General features: G+C 72.9%; 15 protein-coding genes. 3 read left to right on the top strand and 12 right to left on the bottom strand.

Annotated features, from left to right (window positions below):
* Window positions 1–318: 318 nt before the first annotated feature.
* Complete coding sequence (locus ACZ3HQ_RS18115) at window positions 319–1,326, bottom strand: stage II sporulation protein M (protein WP_467511990.1); 1,008 nt, start codon at window positions 1,324–1,326, stop codon at window positions 319–321.
* Between the two features lie 139 nt (window positions 1,327–1,465).
* Here ACZ3HQ_RS18115 and ACZ3HQ_RS18110 point away from each other — a divergent pair, with 139 nt between their 5' ends.
* Complete coding sequence (locus ACZ3HQ_RS18110; RefSeq protein WP_467511988.1) at window positions 1,466–2,335, top strand: RDD family protein; 870 nt, start codon at window positions 1,466–1,468, stop codon at window positions 2,333–2,335.
* 13 nt (window positions 2,336–2,348) lie between these two features.
* On the opposite strand, the gene ACZ3HQ_RS18105 is transcribed toward ACZ3HQ_RS18110, so the two are convergent.
* The 8 genes from ACZ3HQ_RS18105 to ACZ3HQ_RS18070 form a co-directional block, all read right to left on the bottom strand.
* Window positions 2,349–2,963 (bottom strand): hypothetical protein, encoded by a 615-nt coding sequence (locus ACZ3HQ_RS18105; RefSeq protein ID WP_467511986.1) that lies wholly within the window; start codon window positions 2,961–2,963, stop codon window positions 2,349–2,351.
* Between the two features lie 117 nt (window positions 2,964–3,080).
* On the bottom strand, window positions 3,081–4,538 hold the full coding sequence (gene ahcY / locus ACZ3HQ_RS18100; RefSeq protein ID WP_467511984.1) for an adenosylhomocysteinase: 1,458 nt from the start codon (window positions 4,536–4,538) through the stop codon (window positions 3,081–3,083).
* A 374-nt stretch (window positions 4,539–4,912) separates the two neighbouring features.
* Window positions 4,913–5,893, bottom strand: a complete 981-nt coding sequence (locus ACZ3HQ_RS18095) for a cation diffusion facilitator family transporter (RefSeq protein ID WP_467511982.1) — start codon at window positions 5,891–5,893, stop codon at window positions 4,913–4,915.
* A gap of 151 nt (window positions 5,894–6,044) precedes the next feature.
* A complete protein-coding gene (manA, locus tag ACZ3HQ_RS18090; protein WP_467511980.1) occupies window positions 6,045–7,193 on the bottom strand; it encodes a mannose-6-phosphate isomerase, class I in 1,149 nt (382 codons plus the stop codon).
* Window positions 7,194–7,242: 49 nt separating this feature from the next.
* On the bottom strand, window positions 7,243–8,370 hold the full coding sequence (locus ACZ3HQ_RS18085) for an SIS domain-containing protein (RefSeq protein ID WP_467511978.1): 1,128 nt from the start codon (window positions 8,368–8,370) through the stop codon (window positions 7,243–7,245).
* A gap of 56 nt (window positions 8,371–8,426) precedes the next feature.
* On the bottom strand, window positions 8,427–8,597 hold the full coding sequence (locus ACZ3HQ_RS18080; RefSeq protein ID WP_020940431.1) for a Trm112 family protein: 171 nt from the start codon (window positions 8,595–8,597) through the stop codon (window positions 8,427–8,429).
* Window positions 8,598–8,726: 129 nt separating this feature from the next.
* Entirely contained in the window at window positions 8,727–10,088 is a 1,362-nt protein-coding gene (locus ACZ3HQ_RS18075) for a phosphomannomutase/phosphoglucomutase (protein WP_467511976.1), read from the bottom strand.
* Between the two features lie 73 nt (window positions 10,089–10,161).
* On the bottom strand, window positions 10,162–10,584 hold the full coding sequence (locus tag ACZ3HQ_RS18070; RefSeq protein ID WP_467511974.1) for a DUF3499 domain-containing protein: 423 nt from the start codon (window positions 10,582–10,584) through the stop codon (window positions 10,162–10,164).
* A 332-nt stretch (window positions 10,585–10,916) separates the two neighbouring features.
* Between ACZ3HQ_RS18070 and ACZ3HQ_RS18065 the strand changes: the two genes are divergently transcribed.
* Complete coding sequence (locus ACZ3HQ_RS18065; protein WP_467512039.1) at window positions 10,917–11,369, top strand: metallopeptidase family protein; 453 nt, start codon at window positions 10,917–10,919, stop codon at window positions 11,367–11,369.
* Between the two features lie 39 nt (window positions 11,370–11,408).
* On the opposite strand, the gene ACZ3HQ_RS18060 is transcribed toward ACZ3HQ_RS18065, so the two are convergent.
* The 3 genes from ACZ3HQ_RS18060 to ACZ3HQ_RS18050 form a co-directional block, all read right to left on the bottom strand.
* A complete protein-coding gene (locus ACZ3HQ_RS18060; protein WP_467511972.1) occupies window positions 11,409–12,905 on the bottom strand; it encodes a DUF5719 family protein in 1,497 nt (498 codons plus the stop codon).
* Entirely contained in the window at window positions 12,902–16,552 is a 3,651-nt protein-coding gene (locus ACZ3HQ_RS18055) for a glycosyltransferase family 2 protein (protein ID WP_467511970.1), read from the bottom strand. The genes ACZ3HQ_RS18060 and ACZ3HQ_RS18055 overlap by 4 nt, the downstream gene beginning before the upstream one ends.
* A gap of 202 nt (window positions 16,553–16,754) precedes the next feature.
* Window positions 16,755–17,018, bottom strand: coding sequence for a WhiB family transcriptional regulator (locus ACZ3HQ_RS18050; protein WP_030377564.1), 264 nt, complete (start codon window positions 17,016–17,018; stop codon window positions 16,755–16,757).
* A gap of 596 nt (window positions 17,019–17,614) precedes the next feature.
* Here ACZ3HQ_RS18050 and ACZ3HQ_RS18045 point away from each other — a divergent pair.
* Entirely contained in the window at window positions 17,615–18,121 is a 507-nt protein-coding gene (locus ACZ3HQ_RS18045; protein WP_467511968.1) for a cysteine dioxygenase, read from the top strand.
* Window positions 18,122–18,164: the final 43 nt, after the last annotated feature.

The raw sequence follows: 18,164 nt of genomic DNA, 5'->3' as shown, positions 1-18,164 counted from the left end.
CGACTCTATCAGATCTTTTTCCGATCCGATTTCCTCGGTGCTTTCCAGGTCTTCGCTTTCGCGCTTTCCTTTCCGGCGGTTCCGACTCTATCAGAAGCTTTCGGCCGGTCTTACCGGCTTCATTTTCCGATTTATCGGGAGGTGCTTCCCGGAAGTCGCATTCAGCGATGTCCCGAAGAAGCCAGATAAAGCTTAATGGTTAGCCTTGAACTTGTCCAGCTCCAGGCAACTGTTCGACTCTACCTCCCCGCTCCACCCGTGTCAACAGGTTTTGTGGGGCGATGAGGAGACTAGCAGCTCGGCGGGGTCCCACGCACATCAGGCGGCGGTGGGGACGGTGGAGCTGCGTTCGGCTTCCTGGAGATCGCCTGTCTCCCCCTGACGTACCGCCCGGCCGCCGAGGACGTAGACGTAGGTGAGGAAGGCCAGCTCGGCCAGGACGCCGATGGCGACGCGGGCCCAGGTGGGCAGGCCGGACGGGGTCACGAAGCCTTCGATGGCGCCGGAGACGAGCAGCACCAGGGCGAGGCCGATGGCCATGCCCACGGCGGCGCGGCCTTCTTCGGCGAGCGCGGTGCGGCGGGTGCGGGGCCCGGGGTCGATCACGGTCCACCCGAGGCGCATCCCCGTGCCGGCGGCCACGAAGACCGCGGTGAGTTCGAGCAGGCCGTGCGGGAGGACGAGGCCGAGGAAGGTGTCGAGGCGCCCTGCGGAGGCCATGAGCCCGAAGCCGACGCCCAGGTTCAGCATGTTCTGGAACAGAATCCAGAGGACCGGGAGGCCCAGGAAGACGCCCAGGACCAGGCAGAGGGCGGCCGCCTGGGCGTTGTTCGTCCACACCTGCGCCGCGAAGGACGCGGCGGGATGGCTGGAGTAGTAGGTCTCGTAGCCACCGCCTGGGCGGGTCAGCTCGCGGAGGTGGCCGGGGGCGGCGATGGACGCCTGTACCTCGGGGTGGGTGCCGATCCACCAGCCGAGGAGGATCGCCACGGCGGTGGAGACGAGGGCGGTCGGTACCCACCAGTGGCGGGCGCGGTAGACGGCGGCGGGGAAGCCGCGGCCCAGGAAGCGGGTCACGTCCCGCCAGGAGGCGCGGCGGGTTCCGGTGACGGCGCTGCGGGCGCGGGCCACGAGCTGGCTGAGCCGGCCGGTGAGCTGGGGGTCCGGGGCGCTGGAGCGGATGAGGGAGAGGTGCGTCGCGGTGCGCTGGTAGAGGGTGACGAGTTCGTCGGCCTCCGCGCCGGTGAGGCGGCGCCGGCGGCGGATCAGGGCGTCGAGGCGGTCCCACTCGGCCCGGTGTGCGGCGACGAAGACGTCCAGGTCCATCGGGTCTGCCTGCTCCTCGACTCGTCGTGGCCAGCCGCCACCGGTAACGGGACACTGTCAGCTTGTCCTACCGGGGTGCGATGCGCCCTCAGCTTGGCAGACTGGCGGCACAGGGGTGGGCGAGGGAAGGACGGCGGGCGTGAGTGAGCTGGTGACCGGTGAGGCGGTGGCGCTGGAGCTGCGTCCCGCGAAGCTGCCGAGCAGGGCGTTGGCCGTGCTGATCGATCTGATCGTGGCCGTGCTCGTCTACCTCGCCGTGGTGATCGGGCTCGTGGCGGCCACCTCTTCGCTGGACGATGCCGCGCGGGCCGCGTTGTCGGTGGCGGCCTTTCTGCTGGTGCTGGTCGGCGGGCCGATCGCGGTGGAGACGCTGAGCCATGGGCGTTCGCTGGGGAAGCTGGCGTTCGGGCTGCGGGTGGTGCGGGACGACGGCGGGCCGGTGCGGTTCCGGCACGCGCTGGTGCGCGGTGGCGTCGGGATGATCGAGATCCTGATGACGTTCGGGGTGGTGGCGTGCATCGCCTCGCTGGTCTCGGAGCGGGGGCGGCGGCTCGGGGACGTGTTCGCGGGGACGCTGGTGGTGCGGGAGCGCATTCCGGTGGGCAGGGCCGGTGTGGCGCCCCCACCACCGCAGGAGCTGGCGGGGCGGTTCGCGGAACTGGATCTCTCGGCGGTGCCCGACGGGCTCTGGCTGGCCGTGCGGCAGTACCTGACGCGGATGCACCAGCTTCAGCCGCAGATCTCCTGGTCCATGGCGTCGCGGCTGGCCGCCGATGTGGCCGCGCGGACGGGGGCCGCCGTCCCGCCGGATCTCCAGGCGCAGCCGGCCGCCTTTCTCGCGGCCGTGGTGCATGAGCGGCAGAGCCGGCAGGCGCGGCAGCAGCCTCGGTACGAGGGCGGTGGGGAGCAGGCGGTGGCTCCGGTGTCTCCCCCGGCCGTCGCGCCGGCGAGCGAGAAGGCGCCGGAGCACCCGCGGAGCCGGTCGACGGGGTTCGCACCGCCCGCGTAGCCGCCCGGCCCGGTCAGGGGAAGGTCGACGGTGGGGTCTGGAGGTCCTCCAGTTCGATGCCGGGGGCCGAGAGGACGACGTCGCCGGCGATGTGCACGGAGTGTCTCTCCCCCGTGTCCAGGGCTGTGACCTGGTATTCGTCCACGAGCAGGGGGCCGTTGTCAGTGGCGTGTGCTTCTCTGTCGATCAGTGCCCAGGACTGGTCCACGGTGCGGGGGGCGAGGACCGGGTCGGTGAGGGCGACGAGGCGTACGCGGGTCGCGGCAGAGGAGGGGGTGAGGCGCAGGAGACGTGCGGTGGCGACGAGGAACGCCGGGGAGGTGCCGGTGAAGGCGTGGGCGGGCACATTGCCCTCCGTCGCCTCCAGTCCGGCCGGGTCGGTGCGGACCCAGGTGACGCCGTCGAGGGCGGCGCCGCGCACCTGCCAGCCGCCGGCGTGGAGTTCGAGGCGGAGGGGGCGGCCGAGGTCGTCCAGGGTGAGGTCGACCGAGCCCTGGTGCGCGCCGTCGGGAGCGGTGAGCTGGGATACGTAGCGCCAGCCGGAGGGGCCGGGGGCGCACTGGAAGTGTTCTTCGGCGAGGGGGGTGTGATCGTGCGGATCGTGGAGCGAATATCGGCCGCGCGGCATGAGGGGTCCTGGGGTCTGGCGGGCTGACGGTCCGGGGCCGCTGGTCCGGCGCCAAAGGGGCAGGCCCCCGGCACGGGGGTGCGGGGGGCCTGCCTGGATGGTGCGGGGAGCGGCGGCTCAGTAGCGGTAGTGGTCCGACTTGAAGGGACCGTCGACCTCGACACCGATGTACGCGGCCTGCTCCGGGCGGAGCTGGGTGAGCTTGACGCCCAGCGAGTCCAGGTGGAGGCGGGCGACCTTCTCGTCCAGGTGCTTGGGGAGCACGTAGACGCCGGTCGGGTACTCGTCGGGCTTGGTGAACAGCTCGATCTGGGCCAGGGTCTGGTCCGCGAAGGAGTTGGACATCACGAACGAGGGGTGGCCGGTGGCGTTGCCCAGGTTCAGCAGGCGGCCCTCGGACAGGACGATGATCTTCTTGCCGTCGGGGAAGGTCCAGGTGTGGACCTGGGGCTTGACCTCGTCCTTGACGATGCCGGGGATCTTGGCGAGGCCGGCCATGTCGATCTCGTTGTCGAAGTGGCCGATGTTGCCGACGATGGCCTGGTGCTTCATCTTGGCCATGTCGTCGGCCATGATGATGTCCTTGTTGCCGGTCGTGGTGACGAAGATGTCGGCCTTGTCGACGACCTCGTCCAGCGTGGTGACCTGGTAGCCGTCCATGGCTGCCTGGAGCGCGCAGATCGGGTCGATCTCGGTGACGATCACGCGGGCGCCCTGGCCGCGGAGGGACTCGGCGCAGCCCTTGCCGACGTCGCCGTAGCCGCAGACGACGGCGGTCTTGCCGCCGATGAGGACGTCGGTGGCGCGGTTGATGCCGTCGACCAGGGAGTGGCGGCAGCCGTACTTGTTGTCGAACTTCGACTTGGTGACGGCGTCGTTCACGTTGATCGCCGGGAAGAGCAGGACGCCGTCGCGCTGCATCTCGTACAGGCGGTGGACGCCGGTGGTGGTCTCCTCGGTGACACCGCGGATCTCGGAGGCGAGCTGGGTCCACTTCTGGGAGCCGTCGGTGATGGTGCGGTTGAGCAGCTCGAGGATGACGCGGTGCTCGTCGGACTCGGCGGTGTCGGGCGAGGGGACCTTGCCGTCCTTCTCGTACTCGACGCCCTTGTGGACGAGGAGGGTGGCGTCGCCGCCGTCGTCCAGGATCATGTTCGGGCCGCCGGTGGGGCTGTTCGGCCAGGTCAGCGCCTGCTCGGTGCACCACCAGTACTCGTCCAGGGTCTCGCCCTTCCAGGCGAAGACGGGGACGCCCTGCGGGTTGTCCGGGGTGCCGTTCGGGCCGACGGCGATGGCGGCGGCCGCGTGGTCCTGGGTGGAGAAGATGTTGCAGGAGGCCCAGCGGACGTCGGCGCCGAGGGCGACGAGGGTCTCGATGAGGACGGCGGTCTGCACGGTCATGTGCAGGGAGCCGGTGATGCGGGCGCCGGCCAGGGGCTGCGCCTCGGCGTACTCCTTGCGGATCGACATCAGGCCGGGCATCTCGTGCTCGGCGAGGGTGATCTCCTTGCGGCCGAACTCGGCCAGGGAGAGGTCGGCGACCTTGAAGTCCTGTCGGTTGTCGACAGTGGTCATGGCGGGCTGCTCCTCGAAGTCGGGGCGAGGTGGGTACGGCTGGTCTGCACGGCGACGGACACAGGGGTGCCCCGAGAAGAGGACACAGGCATGCCCGCGTGCGCGCAGCGCAGTCCGTCGGAGGCCCTCTCTCCCTCGGCCGGTCCGATGGGGGACCGCCCGACCGCCATCAGCAGCGACGTCTGGCTCCGTCCCAAGCTACACCGGAGGGAGGGGCGCGCCCCAGTCCGCGTTCGGACACCGCGTGCCGTCCAGGTGACGGATGTGGCGCGAACGGGTGGGTGCGGGGGTCCGGTGTCCGGGTGTGCCGAGGCCCCCGGCGCGGCCGGCGTGGACCGGAGTGCGGCGGGGGCCTCGGTGCGGGGGCCTGGGGCTCAGTGGTCGGTGGCGCGGGGGTTGGGGCCGCCCGGCGTGGCGAGCGGGTCGGGGCCCTTGGCGGCCTCGGCGGCGCTGTAGATGTCCGGCTCCAGGTAGATGACGCGGGCGATCGGGACGGCCTCGCGGATACGGGACTCGGCGGCGTTGATCGCGTTGGCGACCTGGGCGGCCGTGTCGTCGTGCTGGACGGCGATCTTGGCGGCGACGAGGAGTTCCTCGGGGCCGAGGTGGAGGGTGCGCATGTGGATGACGCCGGTGACGGTGTCGCCGTCGACGATGGCGGCCTCGATCTTCTTGACCTCCTCCAGGCCGGCGGATTCGCCGAGCAGCAGGGACTTGGTCTCGGAGGCGAGGACGAGGGCGATCAGGACGAGCAGGACACCGATGCAGACGGTGCCGATGCCGTCCCAGACGCCGTTGCCGGTGAGCAGGGCGATGCCGACGCCGCCGAGGGCGAGGATGAGGCCGATGAGGGCGCCGAAGTCCTCCAGCAGGACGACGGGCAGCTCGGGCGCCTTGGCGCGGCGGACGAACTGGGTCCAGGAGAGCTTGCCGCGCAGCTCGTTGGACTCCTTGATGGCCGTACGGAAGGAGAAGCCCTCCGCGATGATGGCGAAGACGAGGACGCCGACCGGCCAGTACCAGTGCTCCACCGGGTGGGGGTGGCTGATCTTCTCGTAGCCCTCGTAGATGGCGAACATGCCGCCGAGGGAGAAGAGGACGATGGAGACGAGGAAGGCGTAGATGTACCGCTCGCGGCCGTAGCCGAAGGGGTGCTGCGGGGTCGCTTCGCGCTGGGCCTTCTTGCCGCCGATGAGCAGCAGGAACTGGTTGCCGGAGTCGGCGACCGAGTGGACGCCCTCGGCGAGCATCGACGAGGAGCCGCTGAACGCGAACGCCACGAACTTCGATGCCGCGATCGCCAGATTGGCGGCGAGTGCCGCCACGATCGCCTTGTTACCGCCTGACGCGCTCATGAGTTCGCGTTTTCCCTTCGCCCTTGTCGCCTTCTCGGCACTCCCGCACGGCTCTTGTGCCCCCACGGGTCGCTTCTTTGCACGTGCTTTGCCGGTGGGCCATTGTTGCAGTCCCTCCGGCATGCGGCGCGTCAGGTGTCCACAGTGGCGGTCATACGATCACAGTGGCGCGGAACAGCGTGCCCTCGCCGGACGCCTCGGTCTTCTCCCCCGCCGGGACGAAGACGGACCGGCCGGGCAGCAGGCCGTGCTCGCCGACGCGGACCGAACCGGCCGTGCACAGCAGGATCTGCGGGGTCGGGAGGGTCAGGTCGCGGGCGGTCTCGCCGGGCAGGACCCAGCGGGAGAGCCGGAATTCGTCGATGGGGGTCTCGTAGACCTCCTCGCCGTCCGGGGACGCCTCGGGGCGCAGGACGCCGGGGTCGCTCGCCTCGAAGCGGACCACGCGCAGGAGTTCGGGGACGTCGATGTGCTTGGGGGTCAGGCCGCAGCGCAGGACGTTGTCGGAGTTGGCCATGATCTCGACGCCGAGGCCGTCGAGGTAGGCGTGCGGGATGCCGGCGCCGAGGAACAGGGCCTCGCCGGGCTGGAGCCGGACGTGGTTGAGCAGCATGGCCGCGATCACGCCGGGGTCGCCGGGGTAGTCGCGGGCCATCTCAGCGTACGGGGTGTACGGGCCGCCGAGGCGGGCGCACGCGGCGGTGGCCTCGGTGACGGTGTCGGCCATCTCCTGGGGGTCCGCGGTGAGGATCGCGGTGAGGACCTCGCGCAGGGCGGCGTCCTCGGGCTGGGCGCGCAGCAGGTCGACGTACGGCTTGAGGGAGTCGACGCCCAGGCCGTCGAGCAGGGCGGCCGCCCCGGCGGGGGCGCGGAAGCCGCACAGGCCGTCGAACTCGGTGAGGGCGCAGATGAGTTCGGGCTTGTGGTTGGCGTCCTTGTAGTTGCGGTCGGGGGCGTCGACGGGGACGCCCCGGCGCTCCTCCTCGGCGTAGCCCTCCTGCGCCTGGGCGAGGTCCGGGTGGACCTGGAGGGAGAGCGGGGCGCCCGCGGCGAGGATCTTGAGCAGGAAGGGCAGGCGGGGGCCGAACTTCGCCACCGCCTCGGCGCCCAGTTCGCGCTCCGGGTCGGCGTCGATGACCTCCGCCAGCGTGCCGCGCGGGGTGCGCGAGGGGGCGCCGGGGTGGGCGCCCATCCACATCTCGGCCTGCGGCTCGCCGGTGGGCTCGGTGCCCAGCAGTCCCGGAATGGCGGTGGTCGAGCCCCAGGCGTAGGGGCGGACGGTGTTGTCGAGGCGGTCCATGTCTTCTCTGTCTCCGTACGTGCGCTGCGGGCGGGTGCCTGGGGTCAGCTCAGGCGCCGGCGGCGAGCGCCAGGTAAACGGCGGCGAAATCGGTGACGGCGATCAGGTCGGCGAGGGTCTCCAGTTCGCCGCCCTCCTCCGGTTCGAGTTCGCTGATCGGAGTGTCGTGGCCGAGGGCCAGGTCACGGGCGGCAGGGGCCGCGGTGAGTCCGCCCAGGGGATGGTCCCGGAGCAGCACCACGCGCGCGTGCAGCGCGGGGGCCTCCTCGACGCGGTCGCGGAAGAAGTCGTCCGGGTCGGCGCGGGCGGCCAGCGGGCCGGAGAGGAGGGCCTCGTGCGCGGCGAGCGCCTCGGGGAGTTCGGCCACCAGGGCGGGGCGGCCCGCGAGTTCGGCCAGGGCGGCGGCGAAGCGGCGGCCCGCCGGGCCCGCGGAGGTGCCCTCCGTCCAGACGACGGGGAGGGCGTCGGCGAGTTCCGCGGCGAGCGTCTTGGCCGCGTTGCCGTACGTGGCGATCGCCGGGCCGCAGCGCTCGGCGACGTGGTCGAGGCGGTCGGCCACCTTCTCCAGCGCGTCGGGGCCGGCGGTCAGCAGGCCGACGCGGTCCAGGAGGGCCAGCAACGGGGTGAGCAGGGCCCAGAAGACGCCGGAGGAGGACGCGGCGACCGGCTCGCCCTGGTCGTACGGGGCGGTCGCCATCGGGAGGAACATGCCGTGCGCGCCCGCGACCGCCTCCGCGAGGGGGGTGCCCGCGGGGGCCACGGCCACCACGGAGCAGCCCCTGCGGTACGCCTGTTCCGCGAGGAGGCCGAGGCTCGGTTCGGTGCCGTCGGGGGTGGCGATGAGCAGCAGGTCCACGGAGCCCGCCCAGCCGGGCAGTTCCCAGCGCAGGGCGCCGGGGGCGGGGGCGACGCCGGTGGCCTCCAGGCGGATCACCGGGCTGCCGGGGCCGGCCAGGGTGCCGAGGAGGTCGGCGGTGTGGGTGGCGGCGGCGCCGGGGCCCGCGATCAGTACGGCGCGGGGGCGGCCGTCGGGCTGCAGCGCGCCCACCCCGGCCTCGGCGGCCAGCCGGGCGGCGGTCCGGACCCGCGCGCCGGCCTCGGCCGCGCCGCGCAGCAGCCCTCGGCGGTCGGCCTCGGCGAGGCCCTCCGGGGTGTCCAGGAGCGATTCGTCGAGCATGGGCGGGGTGCCTCCGATCGCCGGGGTCCTACTGCGCGATGTGTTTCGGCGGTGCGTTACGCCGGGCGGCGGGCCTCGTCGACCAGGAGAACGGGGATGCCGTCGCGGACGGGGTACGCCAGGCCGCAGTCCTGACCGGTGCAGATCAGCTCCGCGTCCTGCTCCTTGAGGGGGGCGTGGCAGGCCGGGCAGGCCAGGATCTCCAGGAGACCGGCTTCGAGCGGCATGGGGGGTCCCTTCGGGCGGAAACGGGTGCTACGGATGTGCTGGTCAGGGTACCGCGAGTCGCTCCACGGGTTTCAGGGATCTTTCCTGCCCGGCCACCCGTCCCGGTTGGCTGGGAGAGTGCCGACCGCCTACGCGCGGATGATCGCCAGGACCTCGTCCCTGATCTTCGTCATCGTCACCTCGTCCTTCGCCTCCGCGTTCAGGCGGAGCAACGGCTCCGTGTTGGAGGGGCGGACGTTGAACCACCAGGTGGGGGTGGAGACGGTGAGCCCGTCGAGGTCGTCCAGGGTCGTGTCGGGGGCCGGGGTGTAGGCGGCGCGGAGGGCGGCCAGGCGGGACTGCTGGTCGGTGACGGTGGAGTTGATCTCGCCGGAGCCCGCGTACCGGTCGTACTGGGCGGTGAGGGTGGACAGCGGCGTCGGGTGGGCGCCCAGGGCGGCCAGGACGTGGAGGGCGGCCAGCATGCCGGTGTCCGCGTTCCAGAAGTCCTTGAAGTAGTAGTGGGCGGAGTGCTCGCCGCCGAAGATCGCGCCGGTACGGGCCATCTCCGCCTTGATGAAGGAGTGGCCGACGCGGGTGCGGACCGGCGTGCCGCCGTGCTCGCGGACCACCTCGGCGACCGTGCGGGAGGTGATCAGGTTGTGGATGACCGTGCCCGTACCGCCGTTGCGCGCGAGTTCGCGGGCGGCGACCAGGGCGGTGACGGCGGACGGGGAGACCGGGTCGCCGTTCTCGTCCACGACGAAGCAGCGGTCGGCGTCGCCGTCGAAGGCGAGGCCGATGTCCGCGCCCTCCTGCACGACCCGCTTGCGCAGGTCCACGATGTTGGCCGGGTCCAGCGGGTTGGCCTCGTGGTTGGGGAAGGTGCCGTCCAGCTCGAAGTACATCGGGACGACGGTCAGCGGCAGCCCCGCGAGGACCGTCGGAACGGTGTGGCCGCCCATGCCGTTGCCCGCGTCGACGACGACCTTCAGCGGGCGGATCGCGGTGAGGTCGACCAGCGAGCGCAGGTACGCGGCGTAGTCGTCGAGGGTGTCGCGCGCGGTGAGGGTGCCCGGTGCGGCGGCCGGGGCCGGGGCGCCCGTCTCCAGCCGGCGCTCGACCAGGGCGCGGATGTCGGCGAGCCCGGTGTCCTGGCCGACGGGGGCGGCGCCCGCGCGGCACATCTTGATGCCGTTGTACCGGGCCGGGTTGTGCGAGGCGGTGAACATCGCGCCGGGCAGGTCCAGCGCGCCCGAGGCGTAGTAGAGCTGGTCCGTGGAGCACAGGCCGATCTCGGTGACGTCCACGCCCCGGTTCAGCGCGCCGCGCGCGAAGGCGCGGGAGAGGCCGGGCGAGGAGGGACGCATGTCGTGGCCGACGACGATCGCGGTGGCGTCCGTGACCTCGGCGAAGGCGGCGCCGAAGAGTTCGGCCAGGGCCTCGTCCCACTGGTCCGGAACGACTCCGCGCACGTCGTACGCCTTCACGATCTGCGACAGATCTGCCACGGCCGGCCCTCCTGAAAGTCCATTGGGGGCCCAAAACTACCCGTTGGGGTGCGCGGGTGCGGGGAGGGTCGCCTCAGTTGTCGGGCGAGCGGAGGATGCGCAGGTGGCCGCGCCGGGCGACTTCCATCGGGTCGGCGGTGCGGGCGCCGCCGCCCGTTCCGGCCGCGCGCTCCTGCGGACGGGCCGCCTCACGGACCGCGTTGGCGAGCGCCTCCAGGTCGTCGCCGCTGGGGCGGGCCGGGGCGGAGCCGTCGAGCAGGCGGACGACTTCCCAGCCGCGCGGGGCGGTGAGGCGCTCGGAGTGCTCGGCGCACAGGTCGTAGCAGTGGGGCTCGGCGTAGGTGGCGAGGGGGCCGAGGACCGCGGTCGAGTCGGCGTAGACGTACGTCAGCGTCGCAACGGCGGGTCGGCCGCAGGCGGTGCGCGAACAGCGACGTACAAGGCTCACGATGTTGGACGGTACCGCACTCTTGAGCGGGCCGCGACGACTCTCCACCAGGTCACCCGCCCGTGTCGTGGTCCGCGGGGTTCCGTGAGCCGCTTCGGGCAAGCCCCGTGGGGCGCGCCGCGCTGGGGTGCATCCGGTGATGATCCGGGACAAAGTCCGGCGGTCGAGGTCGGTTCTCGGCCACCCGGCTCCTGCGGCCGTGGCCGGAATCGTCATGCGCGAGCCGGGAGACGACTGAGCGAACACCGGGAGAAAAGTGCGCGAAGAGTCCGGGGACGCACTGCGAAGGCGCGGTCGGGCGGGCAGGGAACGGCGGGGAACGGGCGGGGCTCGCGTGGAACCGGGCGTCGGGGACGGGCGAGGACTACGCTTCTGCGGTGATGGACAACCGTGTACCGCCCCGTGCCGCAGGTCCCCGACCCCGTCGCCGTGATCGTCACGGGCGGGGCATGCGGGGTCCCATCGCACCGCCGCAGGTGCCGCTGGCCGCCAGCCGCGCCGAGGTGTTCGCGGACCTCGTGCGCGACTCCGTGGAACGGCTGGAGCGGCGCTGGCAGCAGCTCGCCGAGGTGGAGTTCCTGGTGATGGAGGTGCCCCGGCTGGAGGGCACCGGCGACGGGCCGTGGAGCGACGAGGGCGTGCCGCTGGGCGGGATCGTCCCGGCGCGGGACGGCCGGCGGGCGCGGGTCGTGGTGTACCGGCGGCCGATCGAGATCCGCACCAAGGGGCGCGACGAGCGCGCCGAGCTGGTGCACGAGGTGGTCGTGGAGCAGGTCGCCGAGCTGCTGGGACTGACCCCGGAGACGGTGGACCCCCGGTACGGCGAGGAGTAGCGGGCGGCCGCCCCCCGGCGGGGGACGGCCGCCCCCTTTCTACTGCTGGAGGACCGAAAGGTCCTGCTCCGCGCGGGGCACCGCCACCAGACCCCGGTCGCTGGGGAGGGTCTGGATCGTGAAGCCGGAGACGCCGTCGGACGAGCCCGTGAGGGTGCGGGCGGCGTAGACGGGGCCGCCGGAGACGGATTCTACGGTCAGCGCGTACGTGCCCTTGCCGCCCGTGGGGGCGCTGATGTCCTGGCTGGTGCCGGACTTGACCGTGTACGTCTTCGTCGCGGGGCTCCCGCCGTCGCTGCCCGCCGAGGCGGTGACCTTGACGGTCGCCGTGGCCGTGGGCGCGGTCAGGGACAGGGTGCTGCCCTTGGCGCTGTTGTCGGCGGCGGTGGCGCGGCGGCCGACGGGGGCGGTCGCGGGGATGTACGCCGTCTCCTGCGAGCTTCCCTTGCCGCGCACCACGCGCAGCGCCGCGACCACCGGGACCGCCTTGTCGGTGGGCGTGAGGATCAGTGAGCCCGGCTCGCCGCGGGTGACCGGGCCGAGGTCGACGGCGCTGGTCATGCCCGCCTTGACATGCACGGTCTCGTTGCCGGCCGGGGTGATCGAGCCGTTCGGTGAGGCCAGCCGGACCTTGAGGTCGGCGTCGTCGTCGCCCGGCGTGAAGGCGACCAGGCGGACGTCGGTGGCGTCCTTGGGGATGCCGGGCAGGACCAGGCTGCCGGCCGGGTCGGCGGCCGCGGGCAGCCAGTCGCCGCCGCCCGCGTCGTCCTGGGCCTGCACCGTGGCGCCGACCCGGCCGCTGCGCACGCCGACGTGCACGGTCAGGTCGGTCTGCGGGTCGTCGGTGAGCGTGGAGAGCAGCACCGGCTCGCTGGAGTGCGGGGGGACGGTGATGCCGTCGGCCACCGTGGTCTTCACGGCGCCGTTCCTGCCGTACAGCTTGATGTCGACGACGGCCGCCCCGTCGTCGGGGTTGGTCAGGTGGACGTAGTCGGTGCGGCCCTCGGCGGTGCTGGCGCCGGGGAACCAGAAGTCGGTGTCGGCGGGGGTGCAGGTGACGCCCTGGAGGCCGCGTCCGGTGCCCGCGGCGATCCGGGTGGTCTGCTGGACGGTCCAGCCGGGCGCGTACTTGCCGTCGGCGGTGCCGATCAGGGCGGGCGTGTCGCTGCCGGAGGTGTCGCCCACGGCCGGGGTGCCCGGCGGCTTGGGGGTGAGCACCGCCGTGTCCTTCTTGCCGCCGCCCTTGCCGTCCTTGCCGCCCTTGCCGTCGGCGGACTGCTCGGCGGCCGCCTCCAGCGCGGCCTTGCCGCCGCTCGCGGTGCCCTGGGTGACGGGCGTGAACGAGGTGTAGGCGGTGTCGGCGATGTCGGAGAAGCTCGGCGCCGGGCACAGCAGGCCGGTGCGCTCCACGGGCCGCTCGGTGGCACCGCCGGCCGTGCTCGTACCGGAGGCGGCGGGCGGGTCGAAGGCGGCGAACCCGGTGACGGCGGCCAGGGCGACGGTGCAGGCGATCAGGGACAGGGTCGTGCGGTTCACTGCTGGCTCCCGTCGTGGCGCTCACTGCCGTGGCCGTAGGGCGGCTGCTGGGCGGGGTCGTAGCCCTGCGGGTGGGCCGCCGGGTCGTACGGCTGCTCCTGTTGCGCCCCGTACCCGTAGGGGTCGTAGGGCTGCTGGCCGTAGGGGTCGGGGTGGTAGGCGCCCTGGTCGTACCCGGTGTGCTGGTACGGGGCCTGGTAGGGGTCGGCGGGATAGGCCGCGTACTCGGGGTCGGCGTAGGTGTTGGTGCCGGTGTCCCAGTCGGCGTAGGGCTGCTGGTGCGGGATGACCGGCTGCTCCTGCTGTTCGTACGACGGGGCTTCCTCGGCGCCCTCCATCGCCTCTGCCGCCTCCGCGGCCTCTTCGGTTTCCTCGGCCTCGGCCTGGGCGCGCAGGCGGCGGGCGCGGCGGCCCTCGCCCTCCATGGCCTGGGCCGGGACCGGCTCCTCCTCGGGGAGGTCGTCGTCGACGTCGCGGCGGCGGCCGGGCAGCGCGAGGACGACCAGGAGGACGGCGAGCGCGCCCTGGACCCACAGCCAGACGGTGTGGGTGAAGGGGGCGTCGTAGGTGACGTCCAGCTTGCCGCCGCCCGCCGGGAGTTCGAAGCCCTGGGCCCAGCCGTCGACGGTCTTCGGGGTGAGGGGCTTGCCGTCCAGGGTGGCGGTCCAGCCGTCGGAGACGGCGTCGGCCAGGCGCAGCACGCGACCGCCGGAACCGGCCGGGACGGTGGTGTGGATCTCCACCGGGCCCGCGGCGACGGACTGCGGGGTGCCGGAGCCGCCCGCGCCGATCAGGGTGGCGCGGGAGACCTGCCGGTCGACGCGCCACAGGGCGTTGCCGTTCTGCTGGCTGAGCCGGTTCAGGCCGGGCGTGGCGTCCAGGACGCGGGTGATCTGGCGCGGGGTGCCCTGGTGGACGAGGACGTAGCGGACGGCGAAGCCGCCGAGCTGGCCGGTCTGGTCGGCGCCGGACCCGGCGACCAGGTTGGCGACGACCTTGTCGAGCCCGGTGTCGGAGCCGTCGGCCGCGGCGATCTCGCCGTCGCCCATGCGGGCACCGGCGCCCCGGACCAGGGTGTAGCGGACCCGCGCGGTGGAGTCGCTGTCGAGGACCAGGGTGCGGGCCTGGTCGCGGGTGCCGGCGTCCTCGGCGACGAACGCGGGCACCTGGGCGGGGTCACGGCGCTCCAGGGGGCCGTCGGCACCCCGGATCATCCAGCCGGCGGCGGCGACCAGCGGGCCGACGGCGCAGGCCAGCGCGATCAGCGCGGCGACCGGCTGGCGCCAGCCGAAGCTCTGCTCGGCCACCCGCGCGCGTGCCCCGTCCGCGCCGAGCGCGGCGGCGGCCAGCAGGGCGATGCCGTAGACCAGGGTGGCCGGGCCGGCCCAGGCGGAACGGTTGGCCAGCACGGCGAGCAGCAGCCCGGTCAGCGCGACGGTCCACGCGGCGCGGATGCCCAACTGGCGCTCGGAGCGCAGCAGGGCGGCCAGCGCGGCGAGCACGATGCCGATGAACAGCAGGCCGGTCAGGGTGCCGGGGCCGCCGGGGCTGGTGCCCAGCAGGTCGGAGGCGGAGGCCGCCGAGGCGCCGAAGTCCAGCCCGGCCTCGGTGAAGAAGCCGGTCGGCAGCAGGGTCAGCGACCAGGGCGCGAGGACCAGCAGCGGGGTGCCGAGCTGAGCCAGGAAGCGCAGGAGATGGGCGACCGGGTCGGAGCGGCGCAGCACCAGCACGCCGATCCCGAGGACCAGGGCCGCGGGCCAGACCACGGGGGTGAACGCGGTGGTGATCGTCAGCAGCAGCGCGTAGGCCCAGGTGGCGCGCCAACTGCCGCGGCCGCCGGACGGGTTCGCGAGGCCGCTGGCGGCGACGCCCGCGCGGGCGATCAGCGGGAGCAGTACGGCGAGTACGGCGGTGCCGATGCGGCCCTGCGCCAGCGCGCCGGTGGTGGCGGGCAGGAAGGCGTACGCGACGGCCGTCCAGGCGCGCAGCAGCCGGGAGCTGACCAGCGGCCGGGAGGCGAAGTAGGCGGTGAAGCCGGCCAGCGGCACCGAGCAGACCAGCAGGACGGTGACCGCGAGCCCGGTGGAGCCGAGGAAGAGCGAGGCGAGCGTCGCCACCACGGCGAGGTAGGGCGGCGCGGAGGCGGTGCTGCCGGCGCCGACCGGGTGCCAGGCGTCGGCGAAGCCGGCCCACAGGTCGCTCGCGCCGGGCGGGACGGGCAGCAGCGCGCCCCCCGCGAGGGCGCCGCCGCCCAGCAGGGCGCGGCAGGCGGCCAGGGAGATCAGCAGCAGGGCGAGGAAGAGCACCGGGCCGGGTCTGCGGGCGATGCGCTTGAGCCGGGCGAACTGCTCGATCTCCAGGAAGTCCGCGTCGTCGCCGCCGGGTCCGGACTCGACCGCGCTGCCGTGGCGGCCTGCGGAGGTGTCGATGTCGGAGTTGCTGGAGAAGTTGGCGGCGATCTGCTCGGCCGTGGCGCGGATGGTGGCGCCGGGCGGCGGGAACAGTTGCCGCAGCTCGTCCTTGTCGAGCTGGGAGGGGCCCCGGCTGCGGCGGGCGGCGAGGATGCGCTCCGGGCGCAGCAGGACGCCCAGCAGGCCCCGGATCTCGTCGAGGGCCTGGCCGGGCACCTTGCCGACCAGGTAGGCGAGGGTGCGCAGCAGGGTGCCGACGACCAGCCGGAGCAGCACCCAGGGCAGCGCGGCGGCGCGGGTGTTGGCGAGCAGGGTGTGGACGGCACCGGCCTTGTCGACCTTGTGCGGGGAGGCGGTGGTGCGGCCCGCGCAGTCGACGGTGCGGCGCTCGCGGGAGGCGGCCTCCGCGTGCCGGACGACGGCGTCGGGGGCGATGAGGACGCGGTAGCCCTCGGTGTGGGCGCGCCAGCACAGGTCGACGTCGTCGCGCATCAGGGGCAGCCGGCGGTCGAACCCGCCGAGCCGCTCGAAGACGTCACGGCGGATCAGCATGCCCGCGGTGGAGACGGAGAGCACGGTGCGGACGTGGTCGTGCTGGCCCTGGTCCTGCTCGCGGCGGTCCAGACCGGTCCAGCGACGGCCGGAGTTGGCGATGGAGACGCCGACCTCCAGCAGTTGCCTGCGGTCGTACCAGCCGCGGAGCTTGGGGCCGACCACGGCCACGTCGTCGCGGCCGAGTTCGAGTTCGTTGTCCACGACCCGGAGCATCTGGGCGAGCGCGTCGGGCTCGGGGGCGCAGTCGTCGTGCAGCAGCCAGAGCCACTGGATGGGCTCGCCGTACGGCAGTTCGGGCAGGTCGTAGGCGTCGTCGCGCCAGGTGCGGGTGGCCGGGTCCCAACTGTTCGGGCGCCTGAGGTAGGGCAGGTCGTCCGGGGTGAGGACGGGCGCGAGACGGATGGCCTCGTCCACGGCCTGACCGAAGCCGGTGCGCCGGGCCAGGTGGACGACGGCCTCGTCTCCCAGGGTCTCGGTGACCAGTCGGGCGGAGTCGTCCGCGCTGCCGGTGTCGGCCGCCACCGCGTACTGCGCGGGGCGCTCCTGACTCAGCAGCCCGGCGAGCGCGTCGGGCAGCCAGCGGGCGCCGTCATGGGTGACGAGGACCGCCGTCACCACATGGCGCGGGAACTCAGGGGTGGCAGCGTCGTGTTGGGCTGCCGTATGGCTGTGCACGGACATCGAGGTACGGGCCCCGGTTCGATGGACTGCGGTGGACGCCTGTGCCCGTCAAGGACAGCGGGGCGTCTCGGACGAGCGCCCACACTATCGGTCGGTCATGACGACGGCCCGCCGCCTGTGGACAACCCACGTGCGACGGGCCGTTCGCCCCGTATGTGCGTGTGCCCGGCGGCCGTTCGCGGGCCGGCGGCGCGAGCCCCGGTCAGACGGCGGCCTTCTTCAGCCGGCGGCGCTCCCGCTCGGACAGGCCGCCCCAGATGCCGAAGCGCTCGTCGTTGGCGAGGGCGTACTCGAGGCACTCGGAACGGACCTCGCAGGCGAGGCAGACCTTCTTCGCCTCTCTCGTGGAGCCGCCCTTCTCGGGGAAGAAGGACTCGGGATCGGTCTGGGCGCACAAAGCGCGCTCCTGCCAGCCGAGTTCCTCGTCCGCGTCGTCGACCAGCAGTTGCTCCACCAGCTCGGTCATGTGCGCCCCTCGTCTGTTCTTCACGTCCCCGTGCCTGGCCGGTCCCGGCCGAACGACACGAGTGAAATTACAAGTGTGCTGCTCCGAGCGAGTCAAGCCGAGATCTGCTATTGAGCCCGTTATTCACTCTGCGGAACCAAGGCCCTGCGTTAAGTGTTCATATCGGCCTAAACCTTGACACACGGCTGAGGGCACCGAGGGGCACCGCCCGGATGTGCGCCATGTGTCCCCAGTACCGGGTGCACAAACCTTTCACCTGAGAGATGCACCGGATGAGGTGAACGATGTCCCTCGAACCGGGTCCCGAGTTGACACCGCAGGTATGAACCGCTGTCCTAGGGGGCATGCTCGCCGACCTCGCAGCCACGACGACCCGCACCGCCGGGTCCCTCGGTGCTGTCGGCATGCGCTTTTGCTGTTGTTGCTGTCACTGCTGTTGAGCCGACCGCGCTCCAGCGGACCCCGGGCCCACTCCGGCCCCGCGTGTCCCGCCGTTCCCGTATCCCCCTGGGGACACCCGCCCGTACGCCCGTGATCCGGGCCGGGGCCCAGCGACACCCAGCCACCGCCCCTTCGCCGAGGAACCCCACACCCCCATGAACAGCGACAACGACCTCCAGATCGCCGGTGACCTCCTCGAAGTCCCCCACCTGCTCCAGCCGCCCCGCGAGCACCCGGTGACCGTCGCCGAGTTCGCCGGGCTGGCCCGCGCGGTCGCCGCCGACCGCGACCGGTGGGCCCACCTGGTCCGCTACGACGCCACCACCCGCTGGTACCACCGGCTGCGCACCGGCCCCGGCTACGAGGTGTGGCTGCTGTCCTGGGTGCCCGGCCAGGGCAGCGGGCCGCACGACCACGGCCGCTCCTCCGGCATCCTCACCGTGCTGGAGGGCACCCTGACCGAGCGCACCCACCGGGGCACCCGCACCCTCACCGCCGGCGCCCAGCGGGTCTTCGCGCCCGGCTATGTGCACGACGTGGTCAACGACGCGCTGGAGCCCGCCGTCAGCCTGCACGTCTACTACCCGGGTCTCACCGAGATGCCCATGCACACGGCACAGCACTGCGAGGCCCGTACGGAGCCGAGCGCGGCCGGAGTGTGATCACCCCCGCACCGGCTGTCGGCGGCTGCTGACACACTGATCC

It is taken from the genome of Streptomyces sp. NPDC018263 (genome assembly GCF_055562575.1).
This window is presented reverse-complemented; position numbering and strand designations above follow the sequence as displayed.